We start from the raw sequence: 19312 nt of genomic DNA, 5'->3' as shown, positions 1-19312 counted from the left end.
TCCTGAAAAAGAAAAGCAAAAGGAACGCAGACAAACATAACCTGCCCCGGCATGGGGGCAGAGTTACGAATCCTGGGTGACCTCAAGCGGAACTGATAACAACGTAATGGGGTGCCAGCGCACCATAGATCGTGGTCAGGGGAATGAACACTGGTGACCAGATAGCAGAGCGCTTATGTCAGGCAATGCACCGGAGCATTCGGGTATCAATATGAGCAACAGAGCGCGCTCAAAACGTTCACACTATTGGCACTCTTAGTGGCACCGGGACATAGTCCATCCAACCCAATCTTGTTAAGGAAGGTTTTACTTAACTGCCTAACGGCAGGGGAACCGTATATTGCTTACGGTCTGTCACCCTTTTTACGCCCTGTGGGTAAAACGATTCCAGTCCTCGATAACGCTCGTTGAACGGTTCGAACCGAAACAGCGAACTCTGCAGGGTCAAGTCCGTTTGAGTGGTGTTTCTACCTTTCGATAGAGCATGCAGTGTGATGGTGTCAGGGGCCAGCGGTTGCGTCCACTAGTGTGGTGTATCTGTAACCCGTGGTAAGCCTCGTGCCGTTGCGGAAGGAAATAGTTGCCCGGAAAAATCAATAACCTCGGCGATTTACTCCTACTTTCGTAGTGCAGGGATCGTTCCGAGGCTTTCACAATAAAGCCTAGCGTTTCCATAATGAATAATCCAAGATCGACAATAGAACGGGACTTGACGCTGGAAAGTGGACACGTCGGGGAATAAGGCTGCTTGCCAGTGGGCCTACTTTAGTAGTCAAAATGTGTGGCGGCCTTGCGCAGGATGTCACATTCTTCGCGCAGTTGTGCTTGTTCTTTTTCTAACTGGCGGATCCGCTCGGAATCATCTACCGGCTGGGCTTTATCCTGCAGGGCTTTAGTGCGGGCGCGTTTGCCGGTGCCATGCTTCTTGACCCATGAATGCAGCGAGGCACGGTTGATACCGAGCTCTGCTGATGCTTTGTTCAGCGAGAGGTCCTCATTGTTCTCATAGAGGGCCACGGCATCGCGTTTGAACTGTTCGGAGTACCTGGACATGATAGTAGATTACCTTTCTTTCCAGCGCGACTGGGCTAGATATCAGGTGTCCACCAAACAGGGGCCCGGTTCAAGCTCGAGCGGATCCGGGGTGTGGGGAAGCTAGGGGCATCGGAAAGCGCATGCTCCCCGTCAAAACAGGAACAGCCCCGCCTCCTGGCATGTTCTCAATGCTGTTGGAGGCGGGGCTGGAGGTGCTTTAAGAGCGAATACTAGTTAACTCGGCCGGTTTCCTTGCGGTACTGGCGGTAGTAGCGGCGCCCATAGTGAATGGTGCCGGCGGCGGCGATGGCCACCACAACCAGGGAAATGACGCCGATGGCGATGGTCAGGCCGTAGTTGCCTTCACCTGCGGTGCCCAGCGGGGTGTCCCACACGCCGAGGCCCCAGATGAGGATGCCGGCTGCTGGCAGGCAAGACAGGATCAAGCCCATGCCGACCCACGTGGAGGTGCGGAGAAGGGAAGAGTGAGGAGCTGCGAAGGATACTGGGTCGTAGCCTTCGATGTAGTTGTCCTGAATCTTGCCGGAGAACTCCGGATACGTTTCGCTCTGGTAGTCAGCAACTACGTGGGTGTTATCGCTCATGGCGGAGTCTTTCTGTCTTTCTCTCGTTCCTAGTATTCCTACGGAATAACTCTAGCTTAGTCGTCCTTGCCACGGAAAGCAGCACGTGCACGTTCGCGGGTAACGGCAGATACTGCAGTCAGTGGGACGCCAGCCGGGCAGACATCGGCGCACTCACCGTAGAGGGAGCAGTGGCCGAAGTTGGATTCCAAATCAGCAACCATGTTGCGAGCACGGCTGCCGCGCTCTTCTTTGCCCAGCGGCATCATGGACAGGTGAACCAGCTTGGCACCGGTGAACAGGTGTGCCGCACCGTTCGGGCAGGCAGCAACGCAGGCACCGCAACCAATGCAGGCGGCGTGGTCCAGCGAGTACTCGGCGGTCTCGTGGTTGATGTGCATGGTATCGGCATCCGGTGCGGTGCCGGCATCCATGGATACGTAACCGCCCTGCTCCATCACGTGGTCCAGTGCGGAGCGGTCAACCACCATGTCCTTGATGACGGGGTACGCAGCGGAGCGGAAGGGCTCCAGCTGGATGGTGTCGCCATCGTTGAAGTTGAACAGGCGCTGCTGGCAGGCAGGGGTGTTCTGACCAGGGCCGTGTGGGCGACCGTTGACGGTCAAACCACAGGTACCGCAGATGCCCTCGCGGCAGTCAGAGGCGAAAGCGAAGGGCTCTTCGCCGCGCTCAATGTAGCCTTCGTTGACGTGGTCCAATAGCTCCAGAATGGACATCTGCTCGGAGGCATCATCCACCCGGACGGTTTCGAATTTACCTTCCTGGGTGGGTCCGGCTTGACGCCAGATCTCAAGTGTCAATTTCATTACTTGTAGTTCCTTGTCATCAGCGGGATCGAGTCAAAGTACAGGGGTTCTGCGTGGCGGATGAACTCGTTCTTGTTCTCGCCCGGCTCCCAGGCGGAAACGAAGCACCAGTTCTCATCGTCACGCTCGGCTTCGCCTTCTTCAGAAAGGTGATCTTCGCGGAAGTGAGCGCCGCAAGACTCATCGCGGTCAAGGGCGTCGATGCACATGAGCTCACCCAGGTCCAGGTAATCGGCAACGCGCAGGCCGTATTCCAGGACTTGGTTCATGTCATTCGCCTCACCAGGGATGCGGACGTTCTTCCAGAAGTCATCGCGCAGGGCGCGGATCTTCTCGATGGTGTCCTTCAGGTCCTCGACGTTACGGGACACACCGCAGCCGAAGTACAGCAGATCACCCAGCTGGCGGTGGTAGTGGGACGGACCGTGCGGGTCATCGCCGTGGACCTGCATCAGCTTATCGATGCGCTCCTGGGACTTCTGCACGGCTTCCTGTGCCTCAGCGGAATCCTCGGCCAGCTTGTCCTCGTTGAGGTGGTCAGCCAAGTAGTTCGGGATGGTAAACGGCAAGGTGAACCAGCCGTCAACGGAAGCCGAAAGCAGGGAGTTAGCGCCCAGGCGGTTAGCGCCGTGGTAGGTCCAGGAGCACTCACCGGCGGCGAAGAGGCCGTCAATAGAGGTCATCTCGTTGAAGTCGGTCCACAGGCCGCCCATGGTGAAGTGGCAGGTAGGAGCGATGCGCATTGGGGTCTCGTACGCGGACTCACCAATGGCCTCTTCATACATCTGAATGAGGTTGGAGTAACGCTCGCGGATCTTATCCTTACCCAGACGCTCGATTGCGTCACGGAAGTCAAGGTAGACCGAGTTCTTCAGCGGTCCAACGCCCAGGCCCTTGTTAATCTGCTGCGAGATTGCACGGGAGGCAACGTCGCGGGGGACCAAGTTACCGAAGGCCGGGTAGCGGCGCTCCAAGAAGTAGTCGCGCTCTTCATCCGGAATGGTGTTGGGGTCGCGGTCATCGCCCTCTTCCTTGGGCGACCAGATGCGGCCATCGTTACGCAGGGACTCCGACATCAAAATGGTCTTGGACTGCCAATCGGAGTTGACCGGCAGGCCCGTCGGGTGGAACTGCACGAACGCCGGGGAAGCCAGGTAAGCGCCCTTGTCATAAGCACGCATCATGGCGCTGGCGTTGGAGTTCTTTGCCAGGGTGGACATGTGGTAAACGTTGCCGTAACCACCGGTACCCAGGATGACGGCGTGGCCCGTGAAGGCCTTGAGCTCACCGGTAATCAGGTTGCGGGTAACGATGCCGCCCGCGCGCTTCTTGCCGTTTTCCTCGTAGGTGATGATGTCCTGCATATCGTTGTGGGCAAAAAGCTCCACATTGCCCAGGCCGATCTGACGGTACAGTGCAGAGGTCGTGGACAACTGCAGCTGCTGACCTGTTTGGCCACGGGTGTAGTAGGTACGGGAGACCTGCACACCACCGAAGGAACGGGTGGCCAGGGTGCCGCCGTACTCACGGGCGAACGGGGCGCCGATGGCGTTCATGTGGTCAATAACGCGAACGGACTCGTTAGCCAGGCGCCAGCAGTCGGACTCGCGGCAACGGTAGTCGCCGCCCTTCACGGTGTCCTTGGTGTGGCGGTAAGCGGAGTCGTTATCCACCTTCTTGGCGCGGGAGGCGTTGACACCACCCTGCGCAGCAATGGAGTGCGCGCGGCGCGGGGAGTCGTGGTAGGTAAAGACCTTGACGCCGTAGCCCAATTCACCAAGGGCTGCCGCAGCAGCACCCGCGGACAAGCCGGTACCTACAACGAGGACCTCGAACTTGCGGCGGTTCAGTGGGGAGACCAGGTTCATGTGGTCAACGTGGTGAGCCCACATATCCTTCATCGGCACGCCGTGCGGTTCCTGGGATTCCAGGATATTACCAGCGGAGACGCCCTCAACGCTGGACTTTGGGTGCGAGAAGTTGGGGTGTTCACGCTTGAGTTCAGTAGTAGTCATGGGTTCCTATCTCCTTTAGCTGACCAAGCCCAGGGCAACGGACAAAGGCATAACGATGTTGCCGATGCATACAACGGCCGGGATGATGTACGCCAAGACCAAGAAGGTCTGACGCCATTTTGCACCGGTGATACCCAGGTCAGATGCGGCGAGGCGGATGCCGTGGGTCAGGTGCAGGAAGAGGCAGCACATTGCCAGCACGTAGAAGATTGTGACCGGCCAACGGCTAAAGGTTTCGATCATATTGGCCTTGACAGAGCCTTCAACGAAGCCCTCTGGGGCCATCGGCTGTACGCCCAAGGTGAGGTCCAGCAGGTGGAAGATGATGAAGAGCAGCAGCACTACACCGGTCACCAGCATGGACTTGGTGGCGAAGGAATCCAGGCCACCCATCAGGTTGGTGCGCTTGAACTTGCCGCGGGATGCCTTGGAGCGGGAAGCCAAGGTAAAGGCACCGTAGATGTGGGCAAGGATTGCCACGATCAGCACGATGCGGATGATCCACAGGGCAGAGCCGTGCGGCAGCAGCGGTTCACCCATCGAGCGCAGGAACTCGCCGTACTCATCCAGTGCGGGCTCACCGTTGTGTGCCGGCATGTACAGCTTCAGGTTGCCGGCCATGTGGCCGACCACGAAAAGCGCAAAGAGCAAACCGGTGACGGCCATGATGAGCTTCAGTACCCACGATGGCGTTCCGGAATTCTGACGAATTGGTTCATTAGTGATGTGGCCGTGAGCAATTGCCTCACGGTCCGGATTTCTTAAAGTCATGACACCTCCATAGTCGTACTTACCTTAACCGGGCTTAACCGCTGGTTACTAGTTATTTTCGAGCAGCCATTCGCTCCTGGTTCGCAGGCACGATCAGGCGGTGAGATCTTTTAGGTAAGGGTATCCTGAGAACAAGAATGCGAAAACGCTGTCACCTTGGCCACCTTCATTTACGCAATACAGATGTTTCATATTTATGAACCAAACTGTGAGCTTCACCACTCCGTGTTACGCGAGTGATTAACCCACCCCTTTATGTGTCAAACTTTCGCATGAAACCCCACAAACCCGGTGTCCAGGTAGCGAAGAGTCTTCACAAAATTTTCGCCATAAAGATGCACACGCGCGCTTTCTACTAGTAATCTTTGGCGCATGAGTAAGACGTATGTGGGCTCTCGCCTTCGCCAGCTTCGCCGTGAACGCGATCTCAGCCAAGCCTCCCTAGCTGGCACCCTCGGCCTTTCCGCCAGTTACGTCAACCAGATTGAACACGACGTCCGCCCGCTGACCGTGCCGGTTCTCCTGCGCATTACCGAGGTCTTTGGCGTCGATGCCACGTTTTTCTCCCGCGATGATGATTCCCGCCTCCTCGCAGAGATCCAGGACGTCATCCAAGACAAGGAACTGTGCCCTTCCCCAGTGGAACTGCAGGAGCTTTCGGAGCTGGTGTATAACCACCCCACCGTTGCCCGCACGCTTGTCGATGTACACCGTCGCTATCGCAATGTGCGCGATAAGCTGTCGCTGGCTACGGATACGAGGAGGACATCGGAAAGCGCAGCTGCCTTATCCATGCCACACGATGAGGTGCGCGACTTCTTCTACGCCCGTCAGAATTACCTGGACGGGCTGGATCACCGCGCGGAGGAACTTGCCGGTGAACTCGCCGTTTCTGGGTTCGGCATTCGCGATACCGAGCAGGCGCTGGCAAACCGGCTGCGCGAGGAACACGGCGTAGAAATCGAGCTGACGGCGCAGATGGATGGCACGCTGCACCGCTTTGACCGCGAGAGCGGGCAGTTCACGCTCGCCTCGCGCCTGAGCGAGGGCCAACGCGCCTTCCGCATGGCCGCCGAGCTCGGCCTGCTCGAGGCCCAAGACCAGATCTCCGCGCTGGTGGCCGATGAGCCCTTTACCTCTGATGCCTCCCGCAGCCTGGCGCAACGCGGCCTGGCCAGCTACTTCGCCGCCGCCACGCTCATGCCCTATGCCATGATGCACAGCGAAGCCGAGCGCGCCGGCTACGACGTGGAGTATCTGTGCCAGGTCTTCGGCGTGGGATATGAGACAGTCGCATCCCGGCTCTCCACCCTACAGCGCGATAACCTGCGCGGCATTCCCTTTACCTTCGTGCGCGTGGATCGTGCAGGCAATATGTCCAAGCGGCAATCCGCCACCGGCGTGCACTTTTCCAATAACGGCGGCACCTGCCCACTGTGGAATATCTACGAGACCTTCACCCGCCCGGGGGTCATTTCGCGCCAGCTCGCGCAGATGCCCGATGGCCGCAACTACCTGTGGATTTCCCGCGCCGTGCAGCACCACCAAGGACGCTATGGCGATACTAATAAGCTCTTCGCCATTGGCTTAGGCTGCGAGGCCCGCCATGCCGACCGCACGGTCTATGCGGAGGGCCTTGACCTCACCAATCTCCACGCAGCCACCCCCATCGGTCCAGGGTGTCGGACCTGCGCCCGGGAAAACTGCTCGCAGCGCGCTTTCCCGCCCATCAACGAGGCGATCGATATCGATATCCACCGCTCGGCGGTCGCGCCTTACTAGCTGGGCTTTTAGCCGCACACAGCGAAACGGCACCGCGGTCCTCCTTTCTGGAGAACGCTGCGGTGCCGTTATGCGGTATAGGGGCGCTTGTTTAGAGGTTGATCATGTGGCCGCTGATGCCCTCGGCGGCTTCCTTCATGGCCTCAGACAAGGTCGGGTGGGTGTGTACGTTGCGGCCGATTTCCTCAGTGGTCAGGTCGAAACGCTGCGCCAAGGTCAGCTCAGGCAAGAGCTCCGAAACGTTAGAGCCCACCATGTGTCCACCGATGAGCTCGCCGAACTCGCCGTCAGCAATAAGCTTGACAAAGCCAGCGGTCTCATTCAGGCCGGCTGCCTTACCGTTTGCGGAGAACGGGAAGGTAGCAACCTTGATGTCCTTATCCGGGAACTTCTCCTTGGCTGCCTCTTCGGTGTAGCCAAAGGATGCGACCTGCGGGTTACAGAAGGTAGCGCGCGGCATGTTGTTGTAGTCACCCAAGAGCTGGGTTTCTGCATCAGCAATGGTTTCTGCCGCCACGACGCCCTGTGCCTCTGCCACGTGTGCCAGCTGCAGCTTCGCGGTGACGTCACCGATGGCGTAAATGTGGTCAACGTTGGTACGCATACGGTCATCGATGTCGATGGCACCGCGCTCAGTCAGCTCAACGCCAGTGTTCTCAAGGCCAAAGCCCTCAACGCGTGGGGCGAAGCCGATGGAGATCATGGCGCGATCCACGGTCAGGGTGTCCTGCTTGGAACCGTCCTTGGATTCCACCTCAACGGTGACATCGTCGCCGTTGTCCTTCACAGAGGTGGTCTTGTAACCGGTCAGGAGTTTAACGCCGAGCTTCTTATACTGCTTGGCAATCTCCTTGGATACGTCCTTGTCCTCGTTCGGCAGGACGCGGTCCATAAACTCCACGATGGTAACGTCCACACCGTAATTGGCCAGCACGTAAGCAAACTCCATGCCGATGGCGCCGGCGCCCACGATGACCATGGACTTCGGTGCTTCCTCGTTCAGGATCTGCTCTTCATAGGAGACGATATTGCCGCCGAGCTCAACTCCAGGCAGGGACTTGACCACGGAACCGGTAGCGATGATGCAGTCATCAAAGGTAACGGTCTTACCCTCATCATCGCCCTCAGTAATCTCAATGGTCTTATCGTCCTTGAAGGAACCCAGACCGTTGATCTCGGTGATCTTGTTCTTCTTCATCAGGTAGTGAACGCCCTTGACGATGCCCGAAGAAACCTTGCGGGAACGCTTGTGGGCTACACCGAAATCAAAGGAAACATCGCCGGAGATGCCAAAAGCCTTCGCCTCGTGGTTGAAGGTGTGGGCGACTTCTGCATTCTTCAGCAGCGACTTGGAGGGAATACAGCCTACGTTGAGGCAGACTCCGCCCCAGTACTGCTTTTCAATAACAGCGACTTTCTTTCCAAGCTGAGCTGCGCGGATGGCGGCAACGTAGCCGCCAGGGCCCGCACCGAGTACTACTACGTCATAATGTTCGTTAGTCACGCCCTACAGGATACGTAACTTTGTCCTCAATGTCGCGTAATTGGTCACACTTGGGGGCACCCCACCCCATGCGGCGGTGAGGAGAAGGAAAGGGCCCTGCAAAGGGGGCATCGGCAAGCAGCAGATGCACCTCCGCAGGGCCCTTAAGCATTCGTGGACTTAAATCACGCCCAAGGATGCTAGCAGCGTGGAATATGCATCCATTGCAGAGTGGATGAATGGCCCAATGAATTCATTGAAGGACACGAGGGCGGAATCAAAAAGGTTCATTGCTGTTCTTTCTCTTGATGGGGCGCGAGTACACAATCTCGCTGCTTAGCTTTTCACACTAAAAGCACTAACGCAGCCGCTACTGATGTTATTACAGGCGCCAACCACGTCACGCTGTGCTTCATTGGGAAATTATGACATAGAAACCTCAGTTGTCATAGCGTTACTTATCATTGATAGCGGAAAAGGCAATGAAGGTATGCCTACCCCCGCTACTCCCCCACATCAGTGAAAGTCTTTACCGGCAAGCATTTATTGGGCAGTATTAATGGTTAGGTCTACATGTAGGAATACTGAATATACTTCCCTCAACATGCCGATTTTTCGCGGCCGAAGTATAGTTATCGAGTCCACTCCCCACTGGAAAGAAGCACCATGAAGCGTCTTAATTCTATCCTCGCGGCAGCTGCGGTTTGCACGGGCTTAGCTTATGCCCCCGTGGCGGGCGCAGCCGAGCTCACCCCGCAGCAGGTGGCGGGCGATGCCGCACAGTCCACGATTTCCCCGCTGGAACCTACCCCGGAGATCGAGGGTAAGTCCTGGTACAAGAAGTACAAGGACGACGCGCGCGTTGAAATGCTCGAGGCAACCTCGCCGGCAATGAATGACCGGAAGATTCCGCTAGCCGTCATCCGCGCCAAGAGCGAAAACCGCCCAACCATTTACCTGCTCAATGGCGCAGGCGGAGCAGAGCAAGACATGGACTGGCTAAAGCTTTCTGATGCCGTTGATTTCTACCACGAAAAGGACGTCAACGTTGTAGTCCCGCAGGCCGGTGCGTTCTCCTACTACACCGACTGGATCTCTGAGCCGAGTTCAAAATTCCTGCAGGGACCGCAAAAGTGGGAAACCTTCCTAACTAAGGAACTGCCGGGCGCCATTGAAAAGCACATCAACGCGGATAACCACCGCGCCATTGCCGGCATGTCCATGTCCGCTACCTCTTCCCTGCTGCTAGCCCAGCACAACCCAGGCTTTTACGATGCAGTGGGCTCATACGCCGGTTGTGCCGCTACCGCTTACCCACTGGAACGCAAGGGCGTAGAGTTGACGGTCAACCGCGGCGGCGGCAGCGTGGATCAAATGTGGGGTCCGTACGGCTCCGAGACCAACCGTTACAACGACGCCATGATGAACGCTGAGAAGCTACGCGGTACCGAGCTATACATTTCTTCCGGTTCTGGCTTGGCCGGCGAGGAAGATACGTTCTCCTATATCCAATCCAAGGGCTACAATCCGCTACAGGCAGCGCAGGGATCCGCCACCCTGCAGATTGAAGGCGGCGCCATCGAGGCCGGGGTAAATTACTGTACCCACAATTTCAAGGCCAAGCTTGACCAGGCCGGCGTGCCAGCCACCTTTAACTTCCGCAATACCGGAACCCACTCGTGGCCGCACTGGAACCAGGATCTGAAGGATTCTTGGCAAGTATTCGAGAAGGCATTCAATAGCTAAATTTTGGCTGTGCCTGACGGGCGGTAGGATCGCAATATTATGACATTGCTTCCTACCGCCTTTTCGCGTGCGCATACTGATCCTTATACCGGCGTGGACTTCAACCTCGGTTTTGAAGTCACCCACTACACGCTGGACTTGAACTACCGCGTGGAGCCAAACCTGTTGCAAGGTGAGGCCATTTTAAGCGTGCGCGCGGTGGAAGAGCTGACCTCCTTAACTTTGGACCTCGGCGGGGCGATGGTGGCCCGGCGAGTGACCGCCAAGCACGCGCCGCGGGTGGCTAAATTCCGCCAATCTTCGGGGAAGCTGCGTCTGCGTTTTGCAGACGAGATTCCTGGCGGAACTGAGTTTGAGCTGCACATTCGCTATGGCGGCAGCCCGCGCCCCATCCGCACCACGTGGGGCGAAATTGGCTGGGAGGAAACCGAATCCGGCTCGTTGGTGGCCAGCCAGCCTAATGGCGCGCCCAGCTGGTTCCCGTGCGATGACACGCCTTCAGAAAAGGCGACGTATGACATCATCATCACCGCCGATAGCCCCTTTACCGTCATTTCCAATGGCGAATTGGTCTCCCGCAAGGCCGGCGGTTCCACCACTCGGTGGCACTACCGCACACGCCACCCCATGGCCACGTACCTGGCAACGGTGCAGGTAGGCGAGTTTTCTTCTTATTCGCTGGGGGCTGATACCCAGGCGTGGGCGCCGGCGTTCTTGCGCGAGCGCGTGCGCGAAGAATTCTCCCGGCAGCAAGAGATGGTGGATTTCTTCTCCTCTATCTACGGGCCTTATCCTTTCCCCGCCTATCAGGTCGTCATTGCCGAGGATGAGCTGGAAATCCCCCTCGAGGCCCAGGGCCTGTCCATTTTTGGTTCCAACCATGTGAAAGGCGATCACGCCTTCGAGCGACTCATCGCACACGAGCTTTCCCACCAATGGTTTGGCAATTCCGTTGGCCTTTCTGCATGGAAGGATATTTGGCTCAATGAGGGTTTTGCCTGCTACAGCGAGTGGTTGTGGGGTGAGCACAAGGGTGCCTCCTCCGCGCGCGAGGCGGCGCGCTCGCATTACCAAGTTCTGATGCGCAAGCGCCAAGACATCAAGGTTTCTGATCCCGGTGCGCGCGATATGTTCGATGACCGCGTGTACAAGCGCGGGGCCCTCGCGGTGCACGCCATTCACCGGCTGCTTGGCGATGCCTTCTTCCCCACCCTCACCTCCTACCTCACCCAGCATCAACACTCCGTGGTTCAGCCCTCCGATCTCCTCTCGTCCTTCCGGGGGGCTGCGCCGGACGCCGCTCTTTTCGATGCCACCGTTGCCGCATGGCTCGATGAAACCGCGTTGCCCAAGTTTCCGGACTAGTGGTTTTGGTTGCGTTTTAGGTGCGTTTTGGGCGTGTTTGGTTGCGGCTGAGCCCATTCTAGTGGGGAATGTACAGTCTATTGACCAATTCCTTTCTTGCGGTTGCGCTGGTGTTTTATTGACCTAGAATAGAACATGGAAGCGAAACAGGAAGGAGGGAACCATGGAAACTGCTAAGCATACAGAAATCAATTCAGCGATTTCTGATGTGGCTGCGGGGCTTACGCGCCTGCGCAACCTTATGCAGAATCCGGACGATCTCTCCTTCGAATTGCTCCACCCTAACTTCGAGCATTTAGAACGGGCGCTGGGCAATAAATCCACTATCGATGCCGCCTTTGCCTTTATTGCAGAGCGCGATGATGCCGGCAGGCGGGTCGGCTCCTCTAAGGCTAAGGACTATTTAGTCGCCCGCCTTGGCCTCACGGAGTCCGAAGCCGCCGCACGCCTGCGCAACGGCAAGAACCTCTTTGCACCCATCGAGGATCCTGAACCTACTCCCCCGCCAGCAGACGACGAGGCAGACGCGGCCGCGCAAAAGAAAGCCGAGGAGGAAGCGCGCCGCCGCGCCGAACGTGAGCGCCGCGCGGAAGAACAGCGCCGCAAGAAGCTCTTCGAGGAAGACCCTATCCCAGAGCGCATCCTCAACCTCATCGAACGGGAGCTGCGTAACCTCAATAAGTTCGCGGTTCCTGGGCCGCGGGAGCTGCGCAATAAGGCTCTAGAGGAGGCTAAACGCCGCTCCTATGAGTCCCTGCGCGATTGGCTGCGGCAGGCTATCCGCAAGGCGAATAAGCATGCCGTCGATCCCTCTGGGAAGCGCGACCCACACGCGGCTACCCGCAAGCGCCGGTTCAGCATTTCTAACCAAGATGCAGACGGTGGCGTGCACATCTCCGGTTACCTCGATGCCTCCGCCGCCGCTGTCTTGGCCAGCGCTTTCGCCCCTGCCAAGAATAAGGGCAGCGAAAGCCTGAGTCCCGAAGACGATACGCGCACCTATGCCCAGCGCATGGCAGATCAGTTGACTGCGGCACTGGGGAGCTACTTGTCCGCAGGCCAAAAGAAATCGGACGGTCTCGGTTCCTTCTTCGTCGCCACCACTCTTGAAGAGCTACAAGCGATGAGCAGTGACACCCGCTTTACCACGAGCGTGGGAATCGACCTATCCCCGCTCGATCTTCTCCGCTTGGGCGCCGCGCAGCACGACTTTTTCTGCGCCGTTGATGACAAGGGCTTCCCGCTCGAGCTCGGGCGCACCAAGCGCACCGCTTCGCTGTGGCAAAAGCTGGCGCTCGCCGCCAGTGAAATCGTATGCACCCACCCAGACTGCAACCGGCCGTGGCAAGACTGCGATGTTCACCACCTGCAGGCGTGGTCCCACGGGGGAGCTACAGACCTCCGGAACCTGACCCTGTTATGCCGCCGACATCACGTGGACAATAACGATAACCGCGATGGCCGTAATGGCATGGGGCATGCGGAAAGAGACCCGGAAACGGGCCGGGTGGGTTATCGCTCGGCGCATACCGGAGGTCTTTCCCCCTCGGTAGAGCTCAATGACTCCCCCGCTGCGGAGCAAGCCCCGGCGCGCAAGCTCACCGACCCGCCTGCTCAGCCTCATGAACCGGTGGATTCACCACCCAGTTTCCCGGCCGATTCGCCATCCACTTCCGGGACGAACTCACCACCTAGTCCGCCACCTCCCGGCGCAGCGTGACCATGCCCTACTACCCACCCTCTACCGTGCTTTCGGGCCGTACGATCATGTCGTGCGGCCTAGAAGTGCGTGTACAAGCATTTTGGGACTGTCCACGCGCAGAGCTTTTACGGACTGCCCTACACTGGAGACTCATGCACACCATGCTCGTTACTGGCGGCGCCGGCTTCATCGGCGCCAATTTCGTGCGCCTCATGGCCAAGGTGCGCCCAGATACCCGCATCACTGTTCTGGATAAGCTGACCTATGCCGGCAACCGGGATAATCTTGCGGGGATCGATGTGGAATTAGTGGAGGGCGATATCGCGGATGCTACGGTGGTGAATCCGCTCGTCGCCAAGGCGGATATCGTCGTGCACTTCGCCGCCGAGTCCCATAATGATAATTCCCTGCGGGATCCCTCCCCGTTTATCCAGACCAATGTGGTGGGTACCTATACCCTTCTGGAGGCGTGCCGGGCATGCGATGTTCACTTTCACCACGTTTCTACCGATGAGGTCTTCGGGGACTTAGAAATTGGGGCGCATACCAAGTTCACTGAGGAAACCGCCTATGCGCCCTCCAGCCCTTATTCGGCCACCAAGGCGAGCTCCGATCACCTCGTGCGGGCATGGGTCCGATCCTTTGGCCTGCGCGCCACCATTTCTAATTGCTCGAATAATTATGGGCCTTACCAACACATCGAAAAGTTCATTCCGCGCCAAATCACCAATATCCTTTCCGGGCATACGCCTAAGCTCTATGGCACGGGTGAGCAGGTGCGCGACTGGATCCACGTCGACGATCACAACGCGGCAGTGCTAAAAATCATCGAGGAAGGGCGAATTGGTGAGACGTATAATATCGGCGCTGACCAGCCGGACATCGATAATAAGCGCATCATCGAGATGATCTGCGAAATCATGGGACATACCCAAGGAGGTCGGGCTCTGTACGAGCACGTAGCTGACCGCCCCGGCCACGACCAGCGCTATGCCATGGATGCTTCCAAGCTGCGCCGCGAATTGGATTGGCAGCCCCGTTATACCGATATCCGGGCGGGACTAGAAGATGCCATCGCCTGGTATCGCGATAACGAAACTTGGTGGCGCTCACAAAAGGATTCTGTAGAAGCCCGCTATAAAGAGCAAGGACAGTAATTATGCAGGTACACAACACCGCCATTGAAGGCCTAAGCATCATTGAATTGGACGTACACGGAGATAACCGTGGCTGGTTCAAGGAGAACTGGCAGCGCGAAAAGCTTGCTAAGGCCGCACCAGATCTGGCTTCGTTCCAGCCGGTGCAAAATAATATTTCTTATAACCGCACCGGTGCCACGCGCGGGCTGCACGCTGAGCCTTGGGACAAGCTCATCTCCGTCGCGCACGGCAAGATCTTTGGTGCCTGGTGCGATCTACGGGAAGGTTCCGCAACCTTCGGCGAAATTGTCACCCATGAAGTGGGGCCAGAGACCGCCGTATTTGTGCCCCGCGGGGTTGCCAATGGTTTTCAAGCCCTCGAGGAAACTTCCTACTCCTACCTGGTTAACGAGCATTGGTCCCCCGAGGCACGCTATACCGGAACCAACCTCGACGCTGTGGAGTGGCCCCTCGAACCACGCGAGGTTTCAGAAAAAGACAAGCAACTGCCAGCGCTTGCAGATGTAGAGCCCATGCCACCCCGCAAAATCCTCGTGACCGGTGCGAATGGTCAGCTTGGCCGGGCGCTGAAACGGGTCCTCAAGAATGCCGAGTTCTGTACCCGCACGGAGTTCGACATCACCAATCCCCCGCAGCGCCAGTGGAAACAATACGAAGCCATCATCAACTGCGCCGCCTACAACGACGTCAATGGCGCCGAGGACGATCGCGCCGCCGCCTGGGCCGTAAACGCCGAGGCGCCAGCCAAACTCGCCCGCATCGCTGCCGAAAACCAGCTGACCTTCGTACACGTATCCAGCGACTACATCTTCGATGGATCCAATGAGCTGCACACTGAAGACGAGATCCCCTCGCCCCTATCCGCCTACGGGGCGTCGAAGGCTGCTGGTGAAACCGCCGCTCAGACTGCACCGCAGCATTATGTTGTGCGCACCTCGTGGGTGTTTGGCGATGGCCCGAATTTCATCGCCACCATGCGCCGCTTCGCCGAAGCGGATAAGGAGCCGAAGGTCATTCATGACCAGCGCGGGCGCCCCACCTTCGCTGAGGATTTGGCCAAGGGCATAGCGCATCTCTTGCGCACCCGGCCCGAGTACGGGATTTATAATATCTCCAATTCCGGCGATACCGTCGGGCGCGATGAAATGGCGATGTCCGTATTCATCGGCTTGGGCCATGACCCATCAGAGGTCACGCCGGTAAGCACCGAACAGTATCGGGAAATCGCCGGCCCCGAGGCACCACGGCCCAAAGAATCAACGCTTGCCCTAGATAAAATCGAGGCCACGGGATTTTCGCCGCAAAATTGGCGGGCCGCCCTGGCCTTGTATCTCGCACTGTACCCCAGCGAACCCAGCAAGGCCAGCGAGGAGTAACGATGAAAGGCATTATCCTTGCCGGCGGATCCGGAACGCGGCTTTATCCCATCACTAAGGGCATCTCTAAGCAGCTCTTGCCCATCTATGACAAGCCGATGATCTACTACCCGTTAACCACGCTCATCCAAGCGGGCATTCGGGAGATCCTCATCATCACCACCCCAGAGGACGCTGGGGCGTTTCAAAGGCTCTTCGGGGATGGATCCCAGCTCGGGCTGATGATCGATTACGCCGTGCAGCACCGGCCCGAAGGGTTGGCGCAGGCTTTTTTGATTGGGGAGGATTTCATTGGTGATGACAGCGTTGCGCTGGTCCTCGGCGATAATATCTTCCACGGCTTCGGCGGGGAACTAAGCCAGTGCCGCAATCCAGAGGGCGGCATCATCTTTGCCTATGAAGTCTCGGATCCGCAGCGCTACGGCGTCGTCGAATTCGACCAGGCGGGCCAAGCGCTCAGCATTGAAGAAAAGCCGGCCGAGCCGCGATCTAATCATGCCGTCGTCGGGCTGTATTTCTACGATAATTCTGTCATCGATATCGCTAAGTCCATCACGCCAAGCGATCGCGGGGAGCTCGAGATTACCTCCATCAACGAGGCCTACCTGCGCCGCGGCGCGCTAAGTGTGCAGCGCCTCCACCGCGGTAGTGTTTGGCTGGATACCGGCACCGTCGATTCCATGAGCGAGGCCGCCGCCTACGTAGAGGTGATGCAGAAAAGAACGGGCATCATCATCGGTTCCCCCGAGGTAGCGGCCTACGAAGCCGGATTCATTTCCCAGGCGGAGCTGGAAGCGCTAGCCCAGCCCCTCCTCAAATCCGGCTACGGAGAGTACTTGCGCGATTTTTAGTAGCCACGCTCGATGTACTCGTCGATGCGCGCCGCTTCCGCGCCCACCGTCGTGGCATCGCCGTGGCCCGGCAAGACCTTCGTATCATCCGGCAAATTGAATACGACGTTGCGCAGGGATTCGATGATCACATCGAAGTCCGAGTACTTGCGCCCCGTTGCGCCAGGGCCGCCGTTAAACAGGGTATCGCCAGACAAAAGCGTGCCATCGACGTAGAGGACAACACAGCCCGGCGAGTGGCCCGGGGTGTGGTAGACAGTGATCTTCTCACCGTTGATGTCGAACTGGCCGTTATCGGCTAGGTCGATGTAGTGGGCATCGCCATTGGCCTCTTGCCACAGCATGTCATCGTCCGGGTGCATGTAGACATCCGCATCAAAGCGCTTTGCTGCTTCCGGCGCGAGCTCGCAGTGATCGTTGTGGCCGTGGGTCAAGATGATGCCCTCAACCTTGCGATCGCCCACCAACTCTGCCACGGCATCGAGGTCGTGGGAAGGGTCGACGATGTAGACACTGGAGGCATCGCCAAGCACGTAGACGTTATTGTCCACGTCCCATTCGCCGCCGTCCAAACGGAACTTTCCGGAAGTTACCGTGCTTTCAATCTGCATTAAAATTCCACCACCGAACGTAGTACCTTGCCGTCCTTCATAGTTTGGAAGGCAGACTCGACATCGTCAAGCGCGATGCGCTCAGAAACAAACTTATCCAGCGGGAAGTTGCCGGCCTTGTGCAGGGCAACGTATGCGGGGAAGTCACGCTCCGGCAAGCAGTCGCCGTACCAAGCCGGCTTGATGGAACCGCCGCGGCCGTAAAGGTCGATGGCCGGGATGTCCACGTGGTCGGTCAGGTTAGGCACGCCCACCATCACCATGCGGCCGGCGTGATCGCGGGAGTAGAAGGCCTGGCGCCACGTCGGCTGGATGCCCACCGCGTCGATGGAAACATCCGTGCCGAAGCCGCCCGTGAGATCGCGCACCGCATCGATAACCTCCTGCTCCGACATGCCCTTCGAGCAAATGGTGTCGGTGGCACCGAACTCGCGCGCCGTCTCCAGCTTGGACTCATCAATGTCTACGGCGATGATCTTCGCCGCGCCCGCCAGCTTCGCACCAGCAATCGCTGCCACACCGACACCGCCGCAGCCGAAGATGGCTACGGACTCGCCCAGCTGGATATCGCCGGTGTTGACGGAAGCGCCCAGGCCAGCCATGATGCCGCAGCCCAACAGGCCAGCAGCGGCAGGATCCATCTCATCAACCTTGGTGCACTGGCCCTCGTGGACCAAGGTCTTCTCCGCGAAAGAACCGATGCCCAGCGCAGGGGTGAGCTCGGTGCCGTCCTCCAAGGTCATGGCCTTGGAAGCGTTGTGGGTATTGAAGCAGTACTTGGGCTCGCCCTTCTTGCAAGCGCGACACTCGCCGCATACTGCGCGCCAGTTCAGGACGACGAAATCGCCCTCCTCCACGTGGGTGACCGCAGAACCTACGGTCTCCACCACGCCTGCCGCCTCGTGGCCCAGCAGGAAGGGGAAAGCGTCCTCGATGTCACCATCGCGGTAGGCCAAGTCTGTGTGGCATACACCGCAGGCCTGCACCCGCACGATGACGTCATTGGGGCCGGGCTCGGGAACGACGATATTTACGGTCTCAACTTCCGCGCCTTTAGAGCGGGCAATAACAGCTTTTACAGTCATGTCCACAACCATACCTACATTTTCAATATGGCCGCGGTAATGAAAATGGTTGCCAGGAAGCCGCAATCACGTTGGCCGCGTGCTCGTGGCCGCGCTGGTTCATGTGGATGGGCAAGTTGCCCGCGCCCGCCGTAAAGTCCACGAGACCTGCCCACATGCGGTCATTCGCATTGGCGCACATGCCGTTATTGCGGGTCGATGGCTTCATGTCCAGGAATTGCACGCCCGTGCGGGCCGCCAGATCAACCTGCATCCACTGCGCCTTGTTTTCGTAGTCCTGAACCATGGGCAGGAAGGTCGAATCCAGCGGCGTCGGGCCAACGTGAACAAGGCAGTAGTGCGGCCCCGAACCGATGGTGGGGTAGCCCACGATCTGGATGCGGGCATTCGGTGCGGCGTGCTTAATCCGTTCAATCTGCGGGGCGGTGCGGTCCGTAAATTCCCGGCGAATCTGATCCATGTTCAGTTCGCGGTGGTTATAGGTGTCGTTGAAGCCGGTGGTAATCAGTACGCGCGCGGTATCTGGGGTCAGCGCGCCCGATCCGATGGCGGCATCCACCTGCTGCCAGATCTGCGGGCCATTGGACATCGACACCGCACCGGAGCAGGAGAAATCGCGCACCGGCAGCCCCATCTTGGCGCCGGCCCGCTTCGCATAGTTGAAGGAGGTGGGGCAGTTTTCCCCGATTACCCGCGTTGGATTGAAGCGGTCCTTCAAGTATTCCCCGCCGTTCGGATCCGCCATGACCGAGTCACCGAAGGAAACGAGATTGCGCTCTGCCGCGCTAGCCTGCGGCGCCGCTACCGCCACGCCCACCACCGCAATCGCGGAAGCGACGACCGAAAATGCCTTGAGTTTTATAGATTTCATTGAGAGACCTTTTCTTCACACCTTGTAACTTAAGTGTATATTAGTCAC

At 58.3% G+C, this 19312-nt stretch carries 16 protein-coding genes; 7 read left to right on the top strand and 9 right to left on the bottom strand.

The features are described 5' to 3' along the window. Window positions 1-765: 765 nt before the first annotated feature. The 5 genes from QP891_RS09300 to QP891_RS09280 form a co-directional block, all read right to left on the bottom strand. Window positions 766-1053, bottom strand: a complete 288-nt coding sequence (locus QP891_RS09300; protein WP_284770774.1) for a transposase — start codon at window positions 1051-1053, stop codon at window positions 766-768. 212 nt (window positions 1054-1265) lie between these two features. Further along, window positions 1266-1640 carry a hypothetical protein gene (locus QP891_RS09295; protein ID WP_005276566.1) on the bottom strand — a complete coding sequence of 125 codons (375 nt, stop codon included), beginning with the start codon at window positions 1638-1640 and terminating at the stop codon, window positions 1266-1268. Between the two features lie 56 nt (window positions 1641-1696). Continuing rightward, entirely contained in the window at window positions 1697-2446 is a 750-nt protein-coding gene (locus QP891_RS09290; RefSeq protein WP_284628488.1) for a succinate dehydrogenase/fumarate reductase iron-sulfur subunit, read from the bottom strand. After that, on the bottom strand, window positions 2446-4461 hold the full coding sequence (locus tag QP891_RS09285) for a fumarate reductase/succinate dehydrogenase flavoprotein subunit (RefSeq protein WP_284770773.1): 2016 nt from the start codon (window positions 4459-4461) through the stop codon (window positions 2446-2448). Before QP891_RS09285 ends, QP891_RS09290 begins: the two co-directional genes overlap by 1 nt. Before the next feature lie 15 nt (window positions 4462-4476). Then, window positions 4477-5232: a succinate dehydrogenase cytochrome b subunit gene (locus QP891_RS09280; protein ID WP_284770772.1), complete on the bottom strand. Its 756-nt coding sequence runs from the start codon at window positions 5230-5232 to the stop codon at window positions 4477-4479. A 372-nt stretch (window positions 5233-5604) separates the two neighbouring features. On the opposite strand from QP891_RS09280, the gene ramB reads away from it, so the two are divergent. After that, window positions 5605-7014, top strand: a complete 1410-nt coding sequence (gene ramB / locus QP891_RS09275) for an acetate metabolism transcriptional regulator RamB (RefSeq protein ID WP_284770771.1) — start codon at window positions 5605-5607, stop codon at window positions 7012-7014. 91 nt (window positions 7015-7105) lie between these two features. On the opposite strand, the gene lpdA is transcribed toward ramB, so the two are convergent. Further along, complete coding sequence (lpdA, locus tag QP891_RS09270; protein WP_005276561.1) at window positions 7106-8518, bottom strand: dihydrolipoyl dehydrogenase; 1413 nt, start codon at window positions 8516-8518, stop codon at window positions 7106-7108. A 645-nt stretch (window positions 8519-9163) separates the two neighbouring features. On the opposite strand from lpdA, the gene QP891_RS09265 reads away from it, so the two are divergent. From QP891_RS09265 to rfbA, 6 genes are all read left to right on the top strand, one after another. Beyond that, window positions 9164-10243, top strand: a complete 1080-nt coding sequence (locus QP891_RS09265; RefSeq protein WP_284770770.1) for an alpha/beta hydrolase — start codon at window positions 9164-9166, stop codon at window positions 10241-10243. Window positions 10244-10282: 39 nt separating this feature from the next. Then, on the top strand, window positions 10283-11608 hold the full coding sequence (locus QP891_RS09260; protein ID WP_284770769.1) for a M1 family metallopeptidase: 1326 nt from the start codon (window positions 10283-10285) through the stop codon (window positions 11606-11608). 163 nt (window positions 11609-11771) lie between these two features. Beyond that, window positions 11772-13328, top strand: coding sequence for an HNH endonuclease signature motif containing protein (locus QP891_RS09255; RefSeq protein ID WP_284770768.1), 1557 nt, complete (start codon window positions 11772-11774; stop codon window positions 13326-13328). A gap of 134 nt (window positions 13329-13462) precedes the next feature. Then, on the top strand, window positions 13463-14467 hold the full coding sequence (gene rfbB, locus QP891_RS09250) for a dTDP-glucose 4,6-dehydratase (RefSeq protein ID WP_284770767.1): 1005 nt from the start codon (window positions 13463-13465) through the stop codon (window positions 14465-14467). 2 nt (window positions 14468-14469) lie between these two features. Then, a complete protein-coding gene (rfbD, locus tag QP891_RS09245) occupies window positions 14470-15846 on the top strand; it encodes a dTDP-4-dehydrorhamnose reductase (protein WP_284770766.1) in 1377 nt (458 codons plus the stop codon). A 2-nt stretch (window positions 15847-15848) separates the two neighbouring features. Next, on the top strand, window positions 15849-16697 hold the full coding sequence (gene rfbA, locus QP891_RS09240; RefSeq protein ID WP_284770765.1) for a glucose-1-phosphate thymidylyltransferase RfbA: 849 nt from the start codon (window positions 15849-15851) through the stop codon (window positions 16695-16697). Here rfbA and QP891_RS09235 read toward each other — a convergent pair. The 3 genes from QP891_RS09235 to QP891_RS09225 are packed head-to-tail and all read right to left on the bottom strand — an operon-like array spanning window position 16694 to window position 19264. Continuing rightward, window positions 16694-17308, bottom strand: a complete 615-nt coding sequence (locus tag QP891_RS09235; RefSeq protein ID WP_284770764.1) for an MBL fold metallo-hydrolase — start codon at window positions 17306-17308, stop codon at window positions 16694-16696. The two genes, rfbA and QP891_RS09235, sit on opposite strands and share 4 nt — an antisense overlap. After that, entirely contained in the window at window positions 17308-18393 is a 1086-nt protein-coding gene (locus tag QP891_RS09230) for an S-(hydroxymethyl)mycothiol dehydrogenase (protein ID WP_284770763.1), read from the bottom strand. The genes QP891_RS09235 and QP891_RS09230 overlap by 1 nt, the downstream gene beginning before the upstream one ends. Window positions 18394-18415: 22 nt before the next feature. Then, window positions 18416-19264, bottom strand: a complete 849-nt coding sequence (locus QP891_RS09225) for a GDSL-type esterase/lipase family protein (protein ID WP_284770762.1) — start codon at window positions 19262-19264, stop codon at window positions 18416-18418. Window positions 19265-19312 lie beyond the last annotated feature (48 nt).

The sequence above is a fragment of the Corynebacterium sp. MSK310 genome (assembly GCF_030227355.1).
Taxonomy (GTDB): Bacteria; Actinomycetota; Actinomycetes; order Mycobacteriales; family Mycobacteriaceae; genus Corynebacterium; species Corynebacterium rhinophilum.
This window is presented reverse-complemented; position numbering and strand designations above follow the sequence as displayed.

What these genes read in the sequence shown, in the direction of transcription:
- QP891_RS09280 (WP_284770772.1), bottom strand. Translation starts at nt 5,232, where the DNA reads ATGACTTTAAGAAATCCGGACCGTGAGGCAATTGCTCACGGCCACATC.
- QP891_RS09230 (WP_284770763.1), bottom strand. Translation starts at nt 18,393, where the DNA reads ATGACTGTAAAAGCTGTTATTGCCCGCTCTAAAGGCGCGGAAGTTGAG.
- QP891_RS09290 (WP_284628488.1), bottom strand. Translation starts at nt 2,446, where the DNA reads ATGAAATTGACACTTGAGATCTGGCGTCAAGCCGGACCCACCCAGGAA.
- QP891_RS09295 (WP_005276566.1), bottom strand. Translation starts at nt 1,640, where the DNA reads ATGAGCGATAACACCCACGTAGTTGCTGACTACCAGAGCGAAACGTAT.
- rfbA (WP_284770765.1), top strand. Translation starts at nt 15,849, where the DNA reads ATGAAAGGCATTATCCTTGCCGGCGGATCCGGAACGCGGCTTTATCCC.
- QP891_RS09235 (WP_284770764.1), bottom strand. Translation starts at nt 17,308, where the DNA reads ATGCAGATTGAAAGCACGGTAACTTCCGGAAAGTTCCGTTTGGACGGC.
- QP891_RS09255 (WP_284770768.1), top strand. Translation starts at nt 11,772, where the DNA reads ATGGAAACTGCTAAGCATACAGAAATCAATTCAGCGATTTCTGATGTG.
- rfbD (WP_284770766.1), top strand. Translation starts at nt 14,470, where the DNA reads ATGCAGGTACACAACACCGCCATTGAAGGCCTAAGCATCATTGAATTG.
- QP891_RS09300 (WP_284770774.1), bottom strand. Translation starts at nt 1,053, where the DNA reads ATGTCCAGGTACTCCGAACAGTTCAAACGCGATGCCGTGGCCCTCTAT.
- QP891_RS09265 (WP_284770770.1), top strand. Translation starts at nt 9,164, where the DNA reads ATGAAGCGTCTTAATTCTATCCTCGCGGCAGCTGCGGTTTGCACGGGC.
- QP891_RS09225 (WP_284770762.1), bottom strand. Translation starts at nt 19,264, where the DNA reads ATGAAATCTATAAAACTCAAGGCATTTTCGGTCGTCGCTTCCGCGATT.
- ramB (WP_284770771.1), top strand. Translation starts at nt 5,605, where the DNA reads ATGAGTAAGACGTATGTGGGCTCTCGCCTTCGCCAGCTTCGCCGTGAA.
- rfbB (WP_284770767.1), top strand. Translation starts at nt 13,463, where the DNA reads ATGCACACCATGCTCGTTACTGGCGGCGCCGGCTTCATCGGCGCCAAT.
- QP891_RS09260 (WP_284770769.1), top strand. Translation starts at nt 10,283, where the DNA reads ATGACATTGCTTCCTACCGCCTTTTCGCGTGCGCATACTGATCCTTAT.
- QP891_RS09285 (WP_284770773.1), bottom strand. Translation starts at nt 4,461, where the DNA reads ATGACTACTACTGAACTCAAGCGTGAACACCCCAACTTCTCGCACCCA.